Raw genomic sequence first — 19,218 nt, 5'->3', positions numbered from 1 at the left:
CCGCTGGCCCGGAAGCCGGGGCGCTCCGAGCGTTTGCTGCTGACGACAGCGCTCGGGGAGGCGTTGCTGTTCGATATCGCCGCCGCTGACGTCGTCGTTGCCGCCGTGCCCGATACGCCTGTCTTCCGTACGCTCGCCGAGACTTGGCGGCGCCGACCACTGGTCAGGCGTGTCAGTGTCCGGATTGCCCTCGTCGCGCGCGACGGCGCAGTAACGGGATTGGGCCCCTAGGCCGTCCCTATTTGCAGAGGATCATCACACTCATCGCCGTCGCGTGATCCACAGAGTCCGCTGACGCGAGAGCCGCATTGGCGCCTTTCGTTTCCACGCGAGGAAACTTGTGGTGAGCGTCTCTTCGCCCGACCAGAGCCGGGGTCCGCAGCTGAGCCACTGATGCGGCTGCGGTCATCGTAACCCTGAGATCCAGCGGCGCGGCCATCCTCAGCAACTCGCGAGGATCTCAAAGAGCAACGCACTGTCGCATGTCCCTGCCGATCATCGGACCGGCGGCTTGCCTTCGACTGGGTCGGTGTGTGCCGGGCACGTCACGAGGAAAGGTGAAACAATCCCAGGAGAGAATGACGGGAAGAGTATCGGACGGGTGAAGGATAGAAGGGAAAAATCCCAAAAAGGACCCCTCACGCCTTGCTGAAAGGCCGGCCCGAAGCGGCGCAGCGCCTGAGACGAGAGTGACATTGTCGATCCTTCGACGGGCGGCCCGCACAACGCAGGCCATCCCACACTCATCATCAACCCTCATTGAGACCTATTCCATGTCCACACCACAAGAAGATCCTGCACAAGTCAAACGCGGCCTCGTCGCACTCACCAGGAAACGTATCCTCGGCCAGGATGCCGCTGTCGAGGTCTTCGCCCTGGAGGCCTACAGCCACATCGCGCTCGGCCCCCTGCAGCGCCGGCCTGGCGTCTTCCTTATTGCCGGCCCGAATGTCGAAGGAGACCATCTCGATCTGGTCGTTGGCCTCGTTCAATCCCTGAAGAGAATGGGCGGCCTGTACAAGCTGGCTGGCAATCCAGGCGAGGATATCGCTCATATCTTCTCGTCTTCCCCCGCAACAGAAGGGTCCTCGTTGCTGCAGGTCCTGAAGGACAGCCCTGACGGCGTGTTCGTGCTTCAGGATATCGATCGAGCCCACCCGAACCTGCGCACGCACCTCGAGCAGATGTGGAGCTATGGTTACATTGTCGATGAAGCCGGCAAGTTGTGTTCCCTGGCTGATGCGATCTTCATCCTGACGACGGAAGTGGCTCAGGACGAAATCGGTGAGATCGCCCGCACCGACCCGGATCCGGCCCGCTTGCATGTCGAGTGCCTCAAGGCGCTCGTCGATGCCGGCTTTCCAGCCTCGCTCCTCAGACACGTCGACTTCACCATTAGCCTGAAGCGTCTCACGGGAGGTGAACTGGCGCGTGCGTACTACAATCGCCTTGCCGCTCTGGTGGCTTCGCATGGGCTGGTTCTGGAGGAGGGCGGGCTCGACGCGCGCATCCTTCTCCAGGTCATAGACCCGACGGCTGAGCCCACCGTCCCGGATATCATGTTGCCGTGGGATACCCTCTCTGATCGCCTGGCGCAGGCCAAAGCCGCCGGCGTTGGTACGGTCAGGCTCATCCTGGACGATGAGCTGATCCGCATCGTGCCGGTCGAAAGGGGGACGCCGCAGTGGCTGATAGACGCGTTCGCCGCTGTCGATCCGGGGCCCTCCGCTGACGGGGAGGCCACCGATGAGTAAGGGCATGAGCGATCAAGACCTTCCGATGGAGGCGCGGCTCGAGGCGCATGCATTGCTCGATCGCCTGACGAGGGATGGGCAGACCTTCGCCCGTGATGACGCCCGGCGCTTAATCGCTCTGATCCCGGTCACGCCGCGGCGGCGCTTCACGTTCACGGGCCTGTTCCAGGGCCGTGGGCCTGGCTTTCGCGGCCGAGCGGCGGGAATCGGTGATGTGGAGCTGGACGGCGAGGGCAGGCAAAAGCAGGTGACCTGGAACGCTCCACCGGTTCACCGGATCGGCGGCTACCTGGTGACTCATACGCCGGGGCAGGTTGTGATCGACCTCCTGTGGATCGCGACACGTGAGGACCTAACCGGGCAATCCTGCCAGTTGCTCTATGATAGCGAGACGGACGAACCGCGAGCGATGGAAATTTCCGTTCAGAAAACTCTGACGCTGCTGTTCATCCGTCTGGCCTACATCTCCTATGCGCCCTGGAAGGTGCCAGAGGGGTGACGAGCAGGGGAGGGTTGACCGCTCCGGCGACGGCGGGCCAGATTCTTGACAAAAGACAGCTGGGCCCGCGGATCCAACGATTAGAAAGCTCTTACTGATCTTGGCTCTGTCAAACGGGGCGGCGTTCTTGCTGCGCCGCCCTAAAGCCTTACTCGCCGGATTTCTTAGACAGCCTGCCGCGCTTCGGCTTTGTTACCTCAACTGGCATCATGACTTGCTGATCCAAAACGCCAACGAACGGCAGCGGTGGGCAAGTTGTGCGGTCATTGGTCGAAGGCCAAAGCTGGACGAGCGGAAGCTATTATCGCAATAGACGGGATCCGATTTGGTCTGTAGACAGCGAGTCGAATTCTGCTTTCTGCTTCCACCCACCACTGATGAATCTTCCTAGAATGAAGCCTTTCGTTGGCGCCTTTGCGCTGTGCATTTCCGTGACCACTAGAGCATCGGACAGGAACGCGGATTCAACGGGTTCACTTTGGGCGGGAGCTATGATTCCCTTCTGACCAGGAGGTGGATCATGACCCAGAGCTACTCTCTCGATCTACGCGTGCGCGTGGTGGCGTTTGTGGAAGCGGGTCACTCTTGCCGGGCCGCGGCGCGCCACTTTGGGGTCAGCGACAGCTTCGCCATCAAGCTGCTTCAGCGCCAGAAGACGTCCGGATCGCCCACTCCGGCGCGACAGGGCCGTCCACCCGGACGCCGGAGGCTTTCGCCCTACGAGACGTTTCTGATCCAAGCCGTCGAGGCCAAGCCGGACATCACCATGCCCGAACTCGCGGCTCGGCTGCTGGAGGAGCATGGGATCGTCGCCGCCCCGGCCACTCTCTCGCGGCTGCTGTGCCGGCACGGCTTCACCTATAAAAAAGCCCAGTTGGCCGCGGAATGCGCACGCGCCGACGTGCGTGAGGAGCGCCGGGTCTGGCACACGCAGCGTCAGCCGCGGATGCGCCAGCAGCCATATCGGTTGGTGTTCTTGGATGAGACCTACGTCAATACCAAGATGACGCGCCTGCGAGGCCGGAGCCGCAGAGGTCAGCGCTTGCGCGCTGCAGCCCCCTTTGGCCACTGGAAGACCCACACCTTTCTGAAGGTGCTTTCATGATGCCTCCTTTTTTGGTCGTCTGGTGCGTTGCAGCCGAGCCCGCAGGTCACGGATCTGATCGTCTGCCAGATCAATCTGCCAAGGCTGTCCTTTGCGTAACTGGCGGCCGGTCAGCAACCCATCGGCCAGATACGTGAGGACCGTTTGCGTCGTCACGTCCAAGGCTACGGCCGCACCCTGAACCGAGAAGCTCCCATCCGGCCAGCGCGGCGGATTGGCCGCAATGCCATTGATCTTCGCCGGAGCGATGCCCCAACGGGTGCGCAATAGCCAGACAGTCTCACCTTGGAAGCGACAGCCACACGCCGCTGTGAAGCCTTCCTGATTGAGAACCTGCGCAACCTCCTTGTCCATCGTGCCGGCGGCATTCAGCTGCGTGATCCGCTGCCGCAGCTGATCGAGATCGGCGTAGTCGTTGTAGGTGTGAACACGGCGCTGCACAGTATGCTCGCTGGTTGCACCGGGTTGCCAGACGATCTTGAGCCAGACATGACCTTTGAGCTTCGTCTGGTCGAGGATCACCTCGCGCATGATGAAGCGCAGCATGCGCTTGCGGTCGGCGGCCGTCGTCGTGATGGCGTGCCACACCTGCGGCAGGTTCTGGCCGAGAGCCCAAAGGGCATCGCGATCGTCGTCACCTAACACCAGGGGCTGCTCACGGCACCAACGGTCGTAATCCTGCTCGACCTGCTCCACGACGCGCAACTTCTCCTCCCAGGCCCGCTCCAGGGAGCGCGCCACCAGCCGGTTCTCGGGCTCGACGGTATCGTATTGGCGCCGGGCGCGCTCGGCCTCATAGCGGGCGTCGATGAGGCTGAGGCGCGCAAAGCCAAGCGAGGAATGTGGGCCGGAAAGTTCGTGGAACCCTGGGATTGGCGCCGAGGTGAACGCCTAACATCTGAGGCGTCCACGGGTTCTGACCGCAAGTGTGCCATCAAAGGCAACATCTCGAGCTCAGGCAAGATCTATCACATGCCGGGCAGCAGGAGCTACGCGAAGACCAACGTCGACGAGTCCAGCGGTGAGCGCTGGTTCTGTACTGAAGAAGAAGCAAGAGCGGCCGGCTGGCGCGCTGCAAGAAGCTAAGGGGCCTTTCATGAGAAAAGTACTGATCGCGGCATTTGCCGCAATGATGATCACTGGACCAGTAGGCGCAGCGGGAGTCCTCTCGGATCCGCCGGCGAAGGCGAGCGTCGAGCAGGTGAAGGAGTTCATGGTAGCTCAGCGTCAGAGCTGCAAGGCAGCCAGCTCGTGCCAAGAGGCTGTGGAGATGTGGTGCGGCGGGTACAGCCGGGCAGATGGTGATGGCGACGGCGTCCCGTGCGAGAATGTCTGCCGGTCCAAGTCTCAGGTCGATACGATCAAGCAGCGGATTGGCTGCTGATTCCATCCTGCGACGCTTGTTTCTCGCGGGCTTGGGTCCGCCATTGCACGCAAACACACGCGTGCGCGCCTAGCGTCGGTTGGCCCGAGCGCCCTCAAGCTTCTGCATGGGTGCCTTGATCTGTTCGGCAGCCTTGGGCTCTTGGATCCCAACCGGCCCGCGGCTTTTTGGTCTTACCTCGCTTCATCAGAGGTATTGTGATCGTAAGCCGCTCAAAGATATATGCTCACTCCACCATCAGTCATTCCGCCCCCACCCTTCACCAGGACACCAGCCATGGCCACGTTCATCCTTCCGGTCTACGGAACCCCAATGGCTGACTACATCATTGGAGATGACGCCCTGGATTTCATCCATGGCGAGGGAGGGAATGACACGATTTACGGAGCTGGAGGGAGAGACCGGCTTTTCGGGGGAGATGGAAACGACAGGCTATGGGGCGGCGTTGACAGAGACCTGCTCTATGGCAGCATCGGGAACGACGTCCTGCGAGGCGGGAATGGAGCCGATTCCATTCATGGGGGAGAGGGGAACGACATCCTGTATGGAGATGCTGGCAAGGATGTTCTGTACGGCGACGCTGGCGACGATGTCCTCTACGGCGGAAACGAGAACGGAATTCTCAACGGCGGATCCGGAAACGATAAACTCTACGGGAGCTGGAACGAGGATAACCTTATCGGCGGATCTGGGAACGATTTTCTCTCTGGGAAGACAGGCAACGATACCTTGTCAGGCGGAGAGGGCAACGACAGGCTCGTCAGCGGTGAAGGCTACGATAACTTCGTCTTCAAAACGGCGCTTGATGCTAACACAAACGTAGACAAATTGACTGACTTCAATCCATGGGCAGATCGCATCAGCCTTGAATCGGATATTTTCAGGAAGATCGGTGGCCGCGGCAAGCTCAAGGACGATGCGTTTTGGATCGGCTCGAAGGCGCATGATGCCTCGGACCGGATCATCTACAACAAAACACATGGCGCATTGTATTTCGACCAAGATGGCACTGGGTCAGCGTATCAGCCGATAAAGTTCGCTGTTATCGGCAAGGTGGATCTGAGCGCCGCTGCAATCTGGGTCATCTGAACCAAGCTATCGATGTGACTAGCAGTCCACCCGGCCAATCGGGCAGACTTTCCAGGCTGAAGGTGATTACCTGCTATCGTTATTGTCTATCGAGACGGCCGGTGCGGTATCCATCCGCGCCGGAAGAACTGACCCGTTAATTGGGCAGGCGCGCCCAAGGTCCACACCACGTCTTCAGCCGGCGCTCCTTGGCCTCCCGGCCGTCCTGCCAGGGCAGGGCAAGTCGCTCGCGAACCAAGATGGCTCCTACATCGCCTTTACAGACAGTCAAAGTGGCGAGAGTGCGCCGATAGCGGTCTCGGCCATGACGGCTGACCTCGACCCGCCCGGCGCGCAGCAGTTCGGCGAGCCGCTCCTTGGTCCGAAGGGCCAGCCTCAGTTCGGCCTCGCATCTCGAGCGAAAGCTCTCCGGGCGTCGATGTTCAGGATCCGGATCCGCTTGCCTCGAACATCGATGGTGTCGCCGTCAATGATAACGATGCGCCGACCGTCGAGGGTTTCGGCGATGGCGGGAAGAGGCGCCGCGCCGAATGACAGGGCGACCAGCACAAATCTAAGAAACTTCAACTCAAGCCGCCTCCGGCTGGTCTGATCGCTGGCCTTCAGCAACTATCTCGAGCATGTCGTCAGGAAGGGGCCGCTGCAGCTTCAAAGCTTCCTCCGTCGGCGCGGTCAGCCAGGTCTCGTATTCCTCAGGCGTCGTCAGGATCACCGGCATCGCCTTGGGATGGATCGGCCCAACAATGCCGTTCGGCTCTGAGGTCAGAAATGAATAGAGCAGGTGCTCGCCCTCGGCCGGATCGGCCTTGGTGCCGCGCACGCCCGTCCACGGCCGCCAGATCCCCGCAAAGGCCACCAGTGGCCGTTCCCTCGACAGGGCGAACCAGATCGGCGTCTTGCGGGGCTTGGTGTCCTTGTACTCGCTGAAGGAGGTCAGCGGCACGAGACAGCGGTATTGCGGCTTGAGCCACGCCCGCCAGAACGGGGAGACGACGTTGCGCACATTCGTGACCGGTTGGTTGCCGACATTCGGAGGCGGCGGAAAGCCCCAGCGCATCTGCAGCAGTTCACGCTCTCCGTCATGCACCCGCACCACCGGTGCCATCTGGTCCGGGAAAACGCCAGGCAGGGGAGGCATGTTGCCGGCATTGTCCCGGTTGACGTTGAAGGTCTTCCGGATCATCGCCTGGGTGGTGTGGACGCTGTAGAGATTGCACACGCGAGGGCTCCGTCCTGCTTCCGGCTCGGATCTGAGCCGTTTCAAGCGCTCTTATCCTAGCTTGCGCACCATTCTTATGGCGACGTCCAAGCTTTTGCCCACTGGCGTATTTCCGCCTTTGCGCGTTCTGGCCAAGCACCAATGACTGGGCTTACAGCAATCTTACGGTCCCGGAGCTTCCAAGCCGCATAGAGTGTGCGCTTCGACAGGTCAGCCACAACGAGCAATCCCTGATCATTGCAGGCATGTGCTTGGCAGACTGCGGCAACAACGGTCTCGCCAGCATGCTCGATTGTTCCTGGCCCCGTCGTTATCCTGGGGAATTCACTCCAGTCCTTTCCAGCCATTTGCTTCAGGACATCAGCAAAATCTTTGTAATCAAGTAGGTCTCGTTGGGTAGCGTCCCTGGACGTGGTGTAGGAGAGCGCCACCGATGAGGTGGTCATCGCCAGTCTTCGGTTAGAGTTCGGGTAGCGACACCTGACCCTGACCCCGGAGACGACGATGACCGACGAGAGAATGGCCCTGATCGAGCTGATCGAAAAGGGGGCTGATGCCGATCTCATCCGCGACATGCTCGCTTTTGCCGCCGAGCGCCTGATGAGCCTCGAGGTGGAGGCCCTGACCGGAGCCCCGGCCGGCGTGCGCAGCCCGGATCGGCTCAACCAGCGCAACGGCTATCGCGAGCGCGCCTGGGACACCCGCGCCGGCCGGATCGATCTGTCCATCCCTAAGCTACGCAAGGGCTCGTACTTTCCTGTCTTTCTCGAGCCGCGCCGCACCGCCGAGAAGGCGCTCACGGCTGTGATCCAGGAGGCTTAGGCCAGCGTCGCAATCGACGCGGCCAGCATCAAGGTCCGCGAGGCCGTCGCCTTTGACATCGGCCGCTTCATGGCGGTCACCAGATGGGAGCCGACCAAGGAGCCGCAGGTCGGCTGGAGCGCCTGGACCGGCGCTTACTGGCGCGGTGACAAGACCATCCGGGTGCACTCGCGGCCGGGCGAAGGTGACGTGGTCGCCACGGTCGACGGTCGCTGGATCATCGCGGAATGCACGAAGGGCCGGCTGGTCCACAAGGCCGGACGCACAGAGCACTCGCTTCTCACCACGGCGCTTGGCCAGGCGCTCCTGTTTGACGATTCCGCCGACGATATCGTGGTCGCCGCGGTGCCGGACACCCCCGTCTCCCGCCGGCTAGCTGAGGTCTGGCGGGAACGCCCGCTCGTCAGACGGGCCGATATCAGGACTGCCCGCGAGGATCGCGAGTATGGAACTACGCATTGTTGCCCCCAGGGAAGCGGCTTCCGCTCGGGCATGTGCGCCCTGCGGAAACTCGCAATGAAATCGTGAGGTGGCTGCGGCGGTGCTCGGGCACTAACATACATTGGTGAGTTGAGCTCACACGTGCAGACTGTGCTCTTGGGGAGACACCGAGCATGGGTGGCAGAAGCGGATGTTCGCGTTCCTGGGGGAATAAGGTGACGATGTCCGTGCCGGCTTATGGATTCGTGTCGGCCATATCGACACAGGCCTGCCGGGTGAATAACGAGACGGTCCGTGATGGCACTACAAGCACTCCGGAGGACTTCTGAATCGTTGGGTTCAACGGGGCTGGGCCGTGCGCTAATTTTCTGAGTGCATCACCCAAAGGGCAACGCAAGTAAATCCGTAGGCCCTTTATTTCTGTTATAACTTTGCATTTCGCTACTATGCGGCGGCGTTAATAAGGCCCTATTGAGTTTCTCTTATTATCGCTAATCGGAAACATGAGCGTAGCCGTACGGCTATGCTATCGAGCAGGTTCAATATAGAAAACTCGGAAGGTCCTTATTATCGTCCGTCGATAGTATGGACAAAGGGACAGCCTCTTGTTATCGCAAGCCAATAACAAGGACATCATTTATGGCCGCAGACTACGTTGTGCATGAGGGGCGTTCAGGCCGGTACATCAAGCAACCTACTGGATACAGGGCCTTTATTCCGGCCCCGCTGCCCCCAGACCCACACATTGAAATTGATCACGAGATGCAACGTATCCTGATCGAGGCGCATCGTGAGCTAGGCCGGCTTGAGGGTTCAATCCAGACGCTTCCGAACCCTGATCTCTTTGTATTCATGTACGTTCGCAAAGAAGCGGTACTGTCTAGCCAAATTGAAGGCACGCAAGCCTCGATCAACGATCTCCTGAAGGCGGAGGCTAAGGTTTTTGATCCTGAGACTCCTCAAGACGTAGATGAGGTTCTCAATTACGTAAAAGCAATGAACTATGGCCTCGCGCGCTTGAAAGATCTGCCCCTTTCCATGCGGCTCATCCGCGAAATTCATGGCCATCTTCTGAATGGCGTTCGTGGCGGCCAGCTTCAGCCAGGAGAGATACGCCGTAGCCAAAACTGGATCGGGCCCCAAGGCAGCACCCTCCTGAATGCTACCTTCGTGCCACCTCCCTATCAGGATGCTGAAATTGCTCTTAGCGATCTGGAAAAGTTTCTGCATGCAGAGGACCACATCGCACCGCTCGTCCGAATTGGCTTGGCACATGCACAATTTGAAACGATCCATCCGTTCTTGGACGGAAATGGCCGTGTAGGACGTCTTTTGATCACTTTCTTCTTGTGTGAGCAGGGCATTCTTGAGAAGCCAGTTCTATATCTGTCACATTATTTCAAGCAAAATCGCTTGGAGTACTATGATCGCCTCCAAGCTATTAGAGACAAAGGAGACTGGGAGGGCTGGCTGAAGTTCTTCCTACGTGGGGTCGCCTCGGTTGCATCGCAAGCTACTCGCACCGCGCGAGAAATCGTCGATCTGCGCGAGAATCACAGAGTTCTAATCGCGGAGCACTTTGGCGCTTCAGGTGGTAAGGCCATGCAGGTTCTGGAGCATCTATACACCCGGCCGACCGTAACTGTTAACCAGGTGCGGGAACTCCTCGGAGTAAGTTTCCCCAATGCGAACAATCTCGTTGAGCGCCTGACAGAACACAAGATTCTCAGCGAGATCACCGGCCAAGCGAGAAACCGTGTCTTCCTGTATGAGCCCTATATCGAGCTCTTCCGGAAAATTTGAAATGAACCCGCGGAGGGCCTAATTCTTTAGGTGCTCGAGGCTGCCCTGAGATGCAAACTTCTATAGCCGAGTAAGCGATCCCAAGTGCTATCCATCCCCCTTGATCACTTCGCGTTTTCAAAAGAGGGGACGCATACAGGTGGCGTAGGAGCGTTACTGACGTGAGCCCCCGGGTTCCTCCGCTCAAAGGAGATCCCATTGGCACCTCGTGCTCGTCCGAGCGGGTAAAGCTATGGAAATTAGTTACATCGGCCGGCATTCTTCAACCAAATGGGGGAAGCTATTCCAACGACACCACGCCAGCGCAGGTCGCTTCCCGTCTATTTGAGGGCAACTTTCGGCGCAGCATCGAACCACAGCGGAATAGTGCAGCCGACGCGTCCCTGAATTTCGAAGGCGCGCGTACTGCCCTTCTTGCAATAACTGTTGCGCGTCTCCGTCAAGTTGGGATTGTTACGCATGAGGGTCACCCACTCCTCTCTATCCGGCCGCGATAGAATTGCAGCGATCTCGGTCGCCTGCCCCGCGAGGGTCGCCTGTCCCAGGAACCATCCAGTCCATCCGACGGCCAAAGCCAGAAGGAGGGCACCTACCAAGAAGGATGCCGAGACTTGGAGCTTGCGTGAGGCCAACGCTGCGGCGAAGTATTTCACCGCCTCGTCCGCAACCCTTTCGCCCATCGTCTCGGCAAGGTTTGCGTGTGCCTCGGCCACTCGCTTCGTGGCAGCTTCAGCGACAGGGCCCACAGCCTGTCGCGAGGCCTCTTCTATTCTTGCGGGAAGGGTCTCATTGGCCTGAAGTACGAGGTCTGCCACCTTCTCGAGGACACCTGCAGCTCCCAGAAAATAGGTGTTGACGTCATCAGGCGACAGGCTGTTTTGCACCATTATTGTCCAAAGACGGTCCCGGCGTTCGCCTTCAATTTCAAAAGCGTTGCACCAGCGGTCGAAGGCAAGTTTTTGATCGACGCGAGTCGACATTCGACAATCCATTGCAGAGGGAGTTGGAGTTGGCGGATCGGACGATCCGCCAGGTGGTCCTAGAACCCAAGGAGACTACGGGCTGGCGCGAGCGCGTTCGCGAAGTCCTTGATAAACTTTTGAACGTGCGCCTTCTCGGTGATGGTAAGGGATGCGTCGTTGATCGCCTTTGAGAACGGCAGGTTGCTTGCATCCACTTTGGCGAAGGTGCCAGCCGGAAGGGCTGGCAGGTCGATTTCGACGCCGCCGAGTTCCAATAGCCTTTCGCGGGTTTTGCCGCCCTTTGAAACGTTATTACTGTCTACAAAGCCATGCCAGAAGGGAAAATCGCTCGCGGCTTTGCCCCAACGGGTATTGCGAACGGCAACATGGTCGGCCTGGTCGCCAACCAAATCAATCCAGCTACCGACTGACTGAGAGGCACCGATCTCTGACGAAATCACATGTACGACGGTCAGACGGTAACCATGTTGCACGAATGCTGACACGAGGCCGTCAAGCCCCTCGCCTCCGTCGACTATTCGCATCAAATCGGCGAGAGAGCCTCCCGCGAGGTCGTGGACGATCAGCGGCTCACCAGAGGCCACAGCATCAAGGAGCATATTGCGCTCATTGTCCGCACGGACGTTATAGTAGCCGATACCCTCAATCGGATCCTGCTCTTTGATCAGTCGTCCGTCGCTACCCCGAGTGCCGAGAACACGTACTAGGCCTCCGACGCCGCCATCCGCATCATAGGCTGCAACTCTTACACCGTTCGACCGCAAGACCTCGTCCGACCGCAAGTGGTCAATCAAGGCTCGAGCCGCAACGGTCTTGCCGACACCACCCTTCTCATTTGCTACGACAACAGCACGTTTAGCAGCATCACTTTGTTTAGCATTCTTTGCCATATTCGCTTGTTATTCCCTATTGATAAAGCTCTTTGGTCTACACATCGTCGTCGCCGAGTTTGTGGCTTAATACCTTCCTGCCTTCCATTGATTTGATAGGGGATTGGCCCAGGGCTTCAGATGGCCTGAGCATGCCATTGCCACCAACGTTCCCGTTCATGTCAGCGGTGCGTGAAACCATTGTCGCGGTTCGTTTCCCTTCCGTTCGGAACTCATTCGCCGCTTCCTTCGACGCACGTTGAATATACTGTCGGAGCGTACCCAGCGAGACCTTCTCACCTTTCGACAGGAACATCTGGTGGATCTCGCTATCGGTGTAGCCGTTCTTTTTCAGCTCGAGAATTTCTGGATAGAGTGAACGGACCTTTGAATAAAGAGATTCTCCCCGGGCCGGTGGCTTTCGCGCTGCTGACCTTAGAAGCGATCTCAGTTCGGCGGTGCTGTCTTTAGCCATTCATCGATCCCTCAAATGCTAGATGCAGTTCGCTCTATAATAGCATTCCCGGTGAATTGCAAAGCTTCTGTGGATTTCCTCTCCATGATCTGGCATTGCGAGTGACAGCGCCCTCGCATCCAGTTTACTCGACGGAGTACAGTGCGTGCGAGATCTGAAATTCGGACACATGACGCACTCATCGAGCTGAAAAGCAGCCACGACGCCGTGTAAGCCATTGCAATATAATGTATTAGCGTGGATCGGAGGAGTGATGAATTCTCAGGACAAAGTGCGGGTCTCCATTGATGCGAAGCTCTGGGGCGCTGTTAAGGCTGTCGCTGCAATCAAAGGGATTGCGCCCCAACTTTATCTTGAGAAGGCACTCAAGGCATCCCTCGATGGTGTCGAATCGCTCAATCGCGTCGCCGCCCATGCGGCCAATCTTGATGCCAATGCGGTTCAAATTGCCGACCAGATCAATGTAATTGCAGACTTCATTGTGGATATGTATCGCGAGCAAGCACAGAAGAAACCCAATTCCAGCGCTACTGATAACCCTTAGGACAACGGCGCGACTGCAATGATGACATGCACGAGAATCCTAACCGTTGAGTATTACGAGTCGATGGCGCGCCAGATCAGACGGGAGGCTGGAATACTCTCAACCGAGGCCAGCGTAGATGACATGGCGGCTGCCTACGCAGAGGCCGAAGCTTCCGAAAAGGCGAGGGAAGGGGGGGAGTCCTATGAGGACGTTTATGCCGCTGCGTACGATCGGGCGTTGGGGGCCCTTACACAAGATCATGTCGCGGGCCGCGACCAGGTAGCATACTATGTTGATAACGGGTCTGGCGAATCCGCTGGAATTTGGTGGACTGGTCGCCGCCTGTCTGGAGAGATGCCTGCATTCTCTTCGACCCCCTTTCGAAAGTGCTCTGATCAAGGTGAGGTCGACGGCCGGATCTTGCGCGATCTTGCCAGAGGGCGTGACCCGGGGACTCGTGAGCCTCTTGTGAGGCTCTCCGGCACTGGGGTGCGCAGTGTTGGCTACGATCTCCAATGCGCGGCCCCGAAATCGGTCAGCGTTCTGGCAGCATTTGCCTCCCCCGAAGGTCGGTCGAAGATCTTCGCTTCCCATGATCGAGCCGTGCGCCGCGCTCTCGATCATGCCTTGACCGAGGGGCTGATTGTTACCCGGGTTGGCCCGCAGGGTATTCACAGGCTTCCGGCGCAGGAGGCGAGTGCCGCAGTCTATCGGCATTTTACATCCCGAGCCCAGGATCCACACCTCCACTCGCATGCTGTGCTGTTGAATCTTTGTGTCCGGGAGGATGGGACGACTGGCGCGATCGACAACCGGGACGTTCTTCGGCATCTCGGCGCCCTCGCCGCCCTCTACCGCAGTGAGCTCGCGAGCGGGTTGCGAAACGACTTCGGGTTCGAATCCATCCGGGATGGCCGTAATTTTCAAGTCGCAGGCGTTCCACCCGACATCATCAAACTGTTTTCGAAGCGGCGTGCGCAGATCATGCAGGCGGCCGGGGAGGCGGGCTTCGATCCATCTTCGAATCGACGTGCAGCGCAGATTGCAGCCTTCGGCACACGCGATGCGAAGGACCGTGAAACGCCGCTTGCCATGCTTGAGCAACGATGGGCGAATGAATTGTCGAATGTCGGTTGGAGTGGAGTTGCCTTATTCCGGATGGCCGCGATCGAAGCCGCCAGAGTGCGGAAGGAGCGCGACAAGAAGGGCAGTCGCTTGGAGCGTGCCAGAATTCTTGCACGGGAGGCTGTCCGCGAACTCGAGGCGAGTGGAGCTGTCTTCGAGCAACGGGTTTTGCTGCGCCACCTCCATGAGGCCGTGCAGTGTGAATGCGACGCAAACGAGACGTTAGCCGTCATCAGAGAACTCGTGGTGTCGAAACAGGTCGTCCGGCTCGGAAGCAATAGGTCTGGAGAGGTTATCTATTCAACCGCCGCGATGATCGAGGCAGAGAAAGCCATGCTGCGGACAGCCCTGGAGGGGCGGAATGAGCGTGATTTTGTATCGAGTGAGACGCTTGAAAGAGCGTTGTCCACATCGCCGGCTTGGCCCGAGGGGCACCACCAGGCAATGCGGCATGCCCTGAGACGGAACGGCGTTTCGATTATCAGCGGCCAGACAGAGGCCGAAAATTCTCGGATCGGAGAAGCCCTTGCTGCGGTTGCCGAGAGCTGCGGCAAAGAGGTGTGGAGGATCAATCGCATCAAAACTGACCCGGAGGCCACAGAGGGCATGGCGCCGGCCGTTCAAGCCTTCATCAGGCGGGTCAAGAAAGGTGACGTGGGACTGGGGCACCATTCCGTCGTCATCTGTGACGAGGCCGATCGGGTCGGAACGTCTGACATGGCGGCCCTGATCGATGTCTTCAGTCAGGGGGACACCGGCACAAAGCTGATTTTGCTCGGCGACATTGCCCGCCCCCGACGGGACATTGCAGGCGCACCCATGGCTGCGCTCGCCCGAGCCTTGGGGGTGTGCCGTACGGCGGATGTCCAGCATCAACGTCAAGATTGGCACCGGTCGGCATCGCGTGATTTTGCGAGTGGCGATCCTGTGAGGGCCCTGGAAGCTTATGACAGGGCGGGGGCAATCTGTTGGGCGTCCGACCGGCAGACCGCCTTGGAAAGGCTCGTGCGCGACTACCTAAGGACGCGGTCCGCTTCTGCGCAGTCTGTTCCCGGCCAGAGCATCGGACAGGCAATCGTGACCCCCCGGCGCAAGGATGTGGATGAAATCAACCGGCGTGTCCGGTCTGCGATGAAGAGTAACACCTTGCTTGGCGAGGACATCACGGTTCGGGTTATTCCACAGGGCAGCCGTGATTCTGTTGCTCTGACCCTGGCCGCAGGGGATGATCTGCTGTTTGGCGAAGACCTTCAGGTTCGAGGCCTTGCGATCCGGATGGGCGATCGCGCCCGTATTCAGCGCATTCAAGGCGATGCTCTCGACCCAACATTGGACCTTGTTCTGGCCCCGAGCGCAGCACCTCTCACGACGAGGGTATCGGAGCTTATAGGAAATCGTGAAGAGGGGCTGCCGCGCATTCCTAGGCTGCAGCACGGTTATTGCCTATCGGTTCGGGACGCAGAAGGGCTGGTTGTGGATGACTGCTTCGTTGCAAATCTGCGGGGCATGGGACGGGAGAGCATTTCCACTGCCATGACCCGGCATCGTCAAAATGTGCGGCTCTATGTCGATACCTCGCGTGTTGCAGTCGCGCCGGATGCCGGACTGGGAGATATCACGCAGTCCGGGCTTGGAACAGCCAGGCCCCCACGAGCCGATCGTGTTTACAGTCGCGCCAAGGCAGCCTTGGTCAAGCGGGCCGTCATGGACGAGGCACGAGCCAGTGAATGGAAGCGAAATCCCAGCGACTTTGCTTTGAGCGTCGCTGCCTTCGCTAGTCAGAGCCCGATGCATTCGTCGGGTTCTGATTTGAGGACGTCGGCGAGGAGCAATGAAGAACTCTTCCCTCGTTCGGTCAATTCCAACAGCACTGCACAATCGCTTCGTGACCGCATGGTCGAGCGCCTGTCGGGCCCACATTACCCACCTCGCATAAGCAAGGTCGTCAGCAGTTCCCACGTTGCCGCACGTTTTTCGAGCGCGACACGTCACAGGCGAGCTGCACATCAATGGATCACCCTGCGCCAAGGGATCAATGAACATCTTCAGGTTCAGCTTGGGATTGCACCCGACGTCCTCTACCGTTTTCGATCCCATATTCGAACGATGCGTGATGGTCGCCCGGCGTTTGCTCATAGAGATCTGGATGGTCAGATCATCGGCTTTGAGTATCAGGGGACTGGCACGGGAGGGGAGGGCAAGGATGCGATCTTAGGGATCACCGGGGAGGGCGATCTTAATTTCACCCTGATGGGCGACACTCACAATCCAACGAGAATCTATTTCACACAATCGGGTGGGGATGGTCTATCGCTGTATCAAATTGACCAAATGCCTGATCAGGCCTTGATTGTGTCATTTGGAGGAAGGCCGAGTAGAACTGTTCTTGGTCGGTTGCGGGAACTTGTCCAGCGCTATCCTGACGCCGAGAAGCATATCGCGAGCCGTTACGGAGAGGCAAGCGGAGACGTCTTCAATGTGATCAAGGGGGAGATAATTGACGCGTGCGGTGGGAATGCCAATCTCCAAAAGCGCGAACTGGGTGTGTTATCCACCTTCGTAAATCATCCGATTAATGATTTAGCCCACGAACCGGACATGGGGCCAACGGAACAACAGCAGCCTCAAGAGGATACAAGGTTGGAGCGCGACCATCCTCGGCGTCCAATTCCGGAGAGGGAGCGTGATCGTTTCTGAGATGGCTCGCTTTTGAGCGTTTGGCAGCTGGCGTTCCGTGAAGAACTGCTTTGCCAAGGTACAATCCATCTGTATAATATAGGGCAAGGCAGAAAGCATAAAAGCTGCCTACAATCTGACATAGCATGCTGGGCGCCTAGTATCAATGACTTTCTTCAAGAAAATCTACAATGATCTCTTCTCGGACAACAACGTAATCAGCAAACTGCTGTTGAATCCTGTCGAGTTGCCGGAACTGCCGGATGTGCGATCTATGAGATTGCCACAAGTTGTAGAAGGTATGCTGGACGCCTATCCCGACTTTGCCCGCGCGATTGCTGTTTCTCCTGGCCTTATAGACCGTCTCTGCCGTACCCCGCGCCTAGTACATCCCCTAGAGGCTGCATTGAAGGAAATTGCCGAGGGCTATCGGCGTGCAATTGAGGAAACGAATAGGGTCATTCGGACCAGGATCGAGCAAAACGAGTCGCTGAGACTAGGAGATTGTGCGCCAACGTGGCTCAAAGGATATCGGGCCCGGCAATATAATGATGTCTTTCTGCGTCACGACAAGATGAAGTCGCTCCTAGCTAATAGCGAGAATGATCTGACTGCAGGATCGGAGTTTAAGGGGCAACACCCTGATATGTCCTATGACAGGTGCTACTATGTGGTGCTTGACGGCGGGATCGGATGGTTGGTTCTGTCAGGTTCACCAATTGGTGTAGAAGGCAAAATTGATATTTGTTTGGGCACGAAGTGGTTGGAACTCAAAACGGAGCTTCCAGAAACCCCATTCTTTCGAGCCGAAACAAAGACCTTATTCAAGAGTGAGGTCAATCAGAACATTGTCGATACCTTAAGGCAATATTGGGATGGGATCAGAATTGGCTTTATGCCAGAAGCTCCGAAGGAACCCAATCAACTGCCTGAGACTTTGCCTCTGTCACGAAAAGGCTGTATCCAGGAATATAAAGAGCGCAAGATCCCATACTATTCTGGGGCCGCTCATTCTGGTCCAGAATTTTGGATTGATGTCCATTCTAACATGCTTGCGTGGGTTCCTTCCGAGTGGCAGCACATGCGAAATTACCCTGGGTCGCAGGTCATGGGGGTTGTCCAGATGTTGAGCCCAATGTCCGGCGATGGCTCAACGAGGTCCCTTCAGCACCGTTTGCGCGAATTGAGTTGCGAGAGGTGGACGCGTTGGTTTCTTAGTTGGAAAAAGCGGGCGCCTGCACCGCCTGCACGGCTTGATCGTATCCCCGGATGGGCTGACGTGGAACTGCATATTAACCGCCCGATGAATGAAGCTCAGTAATGACATAGGCCCATCAAGGCGATCGGCCACCAATAAGTGAGCCCACGGACCTCTGGGATTATCCAAGCTCACTTGTTATGCGTGAAGGGTAGAATTCCAGGCACCGCTCAGTCAGAAGTATCGGGCGCCAACTTTCCCCCAGCGAGTTGGTAAAATCCCGCGAGTTGCCGTGCGAGCATCCCTGCGAGAAGGTCCTCCATCTCTGAGATGTCGACCCTACCTTCAGCCCACGCCTCATCAGCAGAATCCAGGGCATCAAAATAGGGGTTACGATTCTCGACAATCTGATCCGGAATAGTGGGTGTTCCAGGGAGTACGGTTTGAGCGCGGATCGACATCACTACGTATGAGAGAATGACGCCATTCTCGAAGGTAATACTGTGGATTAGGGTGGACCTTCAATTTTCTGAGCGAGGGATTTCAAGCTCTTAGCATACTCGAGCTTCGGCAGCCTGCATGAGCCCAAAATTTATGGCACAGTGAAACTTTACCGGCTGTTGGATGGTAAAACTCTTTGCTCGAGAGATGATTATCCAGTCTCGTTTCGTACGCTACACGCACCAGCACTTGAGACGGAAAATTCATTCAGCTGAAAATTTTGGCGAGATCCGAGATGAAAGATGAAACGGGAGTTTCGACATTTGATCTGAGCAAAGTGAAAATCAGCCCTGATTTTTCCCTTTTTTTCGGTGACGGCGCCTTGGGCTCGAGAGCGCTATGGATTTTCAGGCTTGAGGCGAGCAGCCAGATTTTTTAGCTGAGAGGAAGGGGAGGGCAGGTAGTGATTATGTGCCCACGCGGCTGAGCTGATCTGACTTTTATTAATAAGCCCAAAAGGGAGTACGAAGCGTCCGCTCATGTTTCGTGTTCGCATGAAGTCGGAGAGAGCTGCTACCGGGTGTTTGAGAAGGCCAGGGAACTGCTCCGGCGACTATCCAGCTTTGGGAGATCGATGTTGTAAACCGTGAGCACCGGCTTGAGGGAGAGTTTGACCAGACGCTGGCGCCGTGCGAGCGCCTGCATATCGGTGACCACATGGTAGTATCTGCGGCACAGCGGCTCTTCAGCGTAACCCCAATTCCGTTTGATCTCGCGCCGGTCGCCAACTCAGGTGGGCATAGGGGAGG

Annotated in this window: 20 protein-coding genes and 2 pseudogenes; 14 read left to right on the top strand and 8 right to left on the bottom strand. The window is 57.9% G+C overall.

Annotation, left to right across the window (positions count from 1 at the left end; genetic code table 11):
- Positions 1–33 precede the first annotated feature (33 nt).
- From BB934_RS41705 to BB934_RS41685, 4 genes are all read left to right on the top strand, one after another.
- Positions 34–231, top strand: coding sequence for a hypothetical protein (locus BB934_RS41705; RefSeq protein ID WP_175608906.1), 198 nt, complete (start codon positions 34–36; stop codon positions 229–231).
- Between the two features lie 542 nt (positions 232–773).
- Positions 774–1,754, top strand: coding sequence for a P-loop NTPase family protein (locus BB934_RS41695; protein ID WP_099515443.1), 981 nt, complete (start codon positions 774–776; stop codon positions 1,752–1,754).
- A 4-nt stretch (positions 1,755–1,758) separates the two neighbouring features.
- The gene (locus BB934_RS41690; RefSeq protein WP_175608905.1) at positions 1,759–2,253 is read left to right on the top strand and encodes a hypothetical protein; all 495 of its coding nucleotides are present in this window, start codon (positions 1,759–1,761) and stop codon (positions 2,251–2,253) included.
- Positions 2,254–2,773: 520 nt separating this feature from the next.
- Entirely contained in the window at positions 2,774–3,358 is a 585-nt protein-coding gene (locus tag BB934_RS41685) for an IS630 transposase-related protein (protein ID WP_237050678.1), read from the top strand.
- Here BB934_RS41685 and BB934_RS41680 read toward each other — a convergent pair.
- The gene (locus tag BB934_RS41680) at positions 3,353–4,099 is read right to left on the bottom strand and encodes a hypothetical protein (protein WP_099515442.1); all 747 of its coding nucleotides are present in this window, start codon (positions 4,097–4,099) and stop codon (positions 3,353–3,355) included. The genes BB934_RS41685 and BB934_RS41680 overlap by 6 nt on opposite strands.
- 99 nt (positions 4,100–4,198) lie before the next feature.
- Between BB934_RS41680 and BB934_RS51510 the strand changes: the two genes are divergently transcribed.
- The 3 genes from BB934_RS51510 to BB934_RS41670 all read left to right on the top strand — a co-directional run bounded on the left by BB934_RS51510 (position 4,199) and on the right by BB934_RS41670 (position 5,831).
- Positions 4,199–4,444: a sunset domain-containing protein gene (locus BB934_RS51510; RefSeq protein WP_472436450.1), complete on the top strand. Its 246-nt coding sequence runs from the start codon at positions 4,199–4,201 to the stop codon at positions 4,442–4,444.
- 10 nt (positions 4,445–4,454) lie between these two features.
- Positions 4,455–4,742 (top strand): excalibur calcium-binding domain-containing protein, encoded by a 288-nt coding sequence (locus tag BB934_RS41675; protein WP_099515670.1) that lies wholly within the window; start codon positions 4,455–4,457, stop codon positions 4,740–4,742.
- 276 nt (positions 4,743–5,018) lie between these two features.
- Positions 5,019–5,831: a calcium-binding protein gene (locus tag BB934_RS41670; protein ID WP_157934655.1), complete on the top strand. Its 813-nt coding sequence runs from the start codon at positions 5,019–5,021 to the stop codon at positions 5,829–5,831.
- A gap of 271 nt (positions 5,832–6,102) precedes the next feature.
- Here the strand turns inward: BB934_RS41670 and BB934_RS49935 are convergent.
- The 4 genes and pseudogenes from BB934_RS49935 to BB934_RS48095 form a co-directional block, all read right to left on the bottom strand.
- Positions 6,103–6,168, bottom strand: a pseudogene (locus BB934_RS49935) (hypothetical protein); the annotation flags it as partial.
- A gap of 38 nt (positions 6,169–6,206) precedes the next feature.
- Positions 6,207–6,398 (bottom strand): hypothetical protein, encoded by a 192-nt coding sequence (locus tag BB934_RS49930; RefSeq protein ID WP_099515440.1) that lies wholly within the window; start codon positions 6,396–6,398, stop codon positions 6,207–6,209.
- 1 nt (position 6,399) lies between these two features.
- Positions 6,400–7,050, bottom strand: coding sequence for an SOS response-associated peptidase (locus BB934_RS41660; RefSeq protein WP_099515439.1), 651 nt, complete (start codon positions 7,048–7,050; stop codon positions 6,400–6,402).
- A gap of 74 nt (positions 7,051–7,124) precedes the next feature.
- A complete protein-coding gene (locus BB934_RS48095) occupies positions 7,125–7,496 on the bottom strand; it encodes a hypothetical protein (RefSeq protein ID WP_157934654.1) in 372 nt (123 codons plus the stop codon).
- 58 nt (positions 7,497–7,554) lie between these two features.
- On the opposite strand from BB934_RS48095, the pseudogene BB934_RS48500 reads away from it, so the two are divergent.
- The 3 genes and pseudogenes from BB934_RS48500 to BB934_RS41650 form a co-directional block, all read left to right on the top strand.
- A pseudogene (locus tag BB934_RS48500) lies at positions 7,555–7,869 on the top strand (transposase); the annotation flags it as partial.
- Positions 7,870–7,941: 72 nt separating this feature from the next.
- Positions 7,942–8,400 carry a hypothetical protein gene (locus BB934_RS41655; RefSeq protein ID WP_162299261.1) on the top strand — a complete coding sequence of 153 codons (459 nt, stop codon included), beginning with the start codon at positions 7,942–7,944 and terminating at the stop codon, positions 8,398–8,400.
- A gap of 552 nt (positions 8,401–8,952) precedes the next feature.
- Positions 8,953–10,116 carry a Fic family protein gene (locus BB934_RS41650; protein WP_099515438.1) on the top strand — a complete coding sequence of 388 codons (1,164 nt, stop codon included), beginning with the start codon at positions 8,953–8,955 and terminating at the stop codon, positions 10,114–10,116.
- A gap of 320 nt (positions 10,117–10,436) precedes the next feature.
- Here the strand turns inward: BB934_RS41650 and BB934_RS41645 are convergent, their stop codons facing one another.
- The 3 genes from BB934_RS41645 to BB934_RS41635 are packed head-to-tail and all read right to left on the bottom strand — an operon-like array spanning position 10,437 to position 12,443.
- Complete coding sequence (locus tag BB934_RS41645; protein WP_099515437.1) at positions 10,437–11,096, bottom strand: hypothetical protein; 660 nt, start codon at positions 11,094–11,096, stop codon at positions 10,437–10,439.
- A 59-nt stretch (positions 11,097–11,155) separates the two neighbouring features.
- Positions 11,156–11,989: a P-loop NTPase family protein gene (locus tag BB934_RS41640; RefSeq protein WP_099515436.1), complete on the bottom strand. Its 834-nt coding sequence runs from the start codon at positions 11,987–11,989 to the stop codon at positions 11,156–11,158.
- A gap of 37 nt (positions 11,990–12,026) precedes the next feature.
- Entirely contained in the window at positions 12,027–12,443 is a 417-nt protein-coding gene (locus BB934_RS41635) for a hypothetical protein (RefSeq protein ID WP_099515435.1), read from the bottom strand.
- 253 nt (positions 12,444–12,696) lie between these two features.
- Between BB934_RS41635 and BB934_RS41630 the strand changes: the two genes are divergently transcribed.
- From BB934_RS41630 to BB934_RS48090, 4 genes are all read left to right on the top strand, one after another.
- A complete protein-coding gene (locus BB934_RS41630) occupies positions 12,697–12,987 on the top strand; it encodes a hypothetical protein (RefSeq protein WP_099515434.1) in 291 nt (96 codons plus the stop codon).
- A gap of 123 nt (positions 12,988–13,110) precedes the next feature.
- On the top strand, positions 13,111–16,791 hold the full coding sequence (mobF, locus tag BB934_RS41625) for a MobF family relaxase (protein WP_162299277.1): 3,681 nt from the start codon (positions 13,111–13,113) through the stop codon (positions 16,789–16,791).
- A gap of 145 nt (positions 16,792–16,936) precedes the next feature.
- Positions 16,937–18,091, top strand: a complete 1,155-nt coding sequence (locus BB934_RS41620; protein WP_099515432.1) for a hypothetical protein — start codon at positions 16,937–16,939, stop codon at positions 18,089–18,091.
- A 613-nt stretch (positions 18,092–18,704) separates the two neighbouring features.
- The gene (locus BB934_RS48090; protein ID WP_157934653.1) at positions 18,705–18,848 is read left to right on the top strand and encodes a hypothetical protein; all 144 of its coding nucleotides are present in this window, start codon (positions 18,705–18,707) and stop codon (positions 18,846–18,848) included.
- The last annotated feature ends 370 nt before the right edge of the window (positions 18,849–19,218 follow it).

Source organism: Microvirga ossetica (assembly GCF_002741015.1).
Taxonomy (GTDB): domain Bacteria; phylum Pseudomonadota; class Alphaproteobacteria; order Rhizobiales; family Beijerinckiaceae; genus Microvirga; species Microvirga ossetica.
The sequence above is the reverse complement of the archived record's forward strand: the minus strand, read 5'-3'. Positions and strand labels throughout refer to the sequence as shown.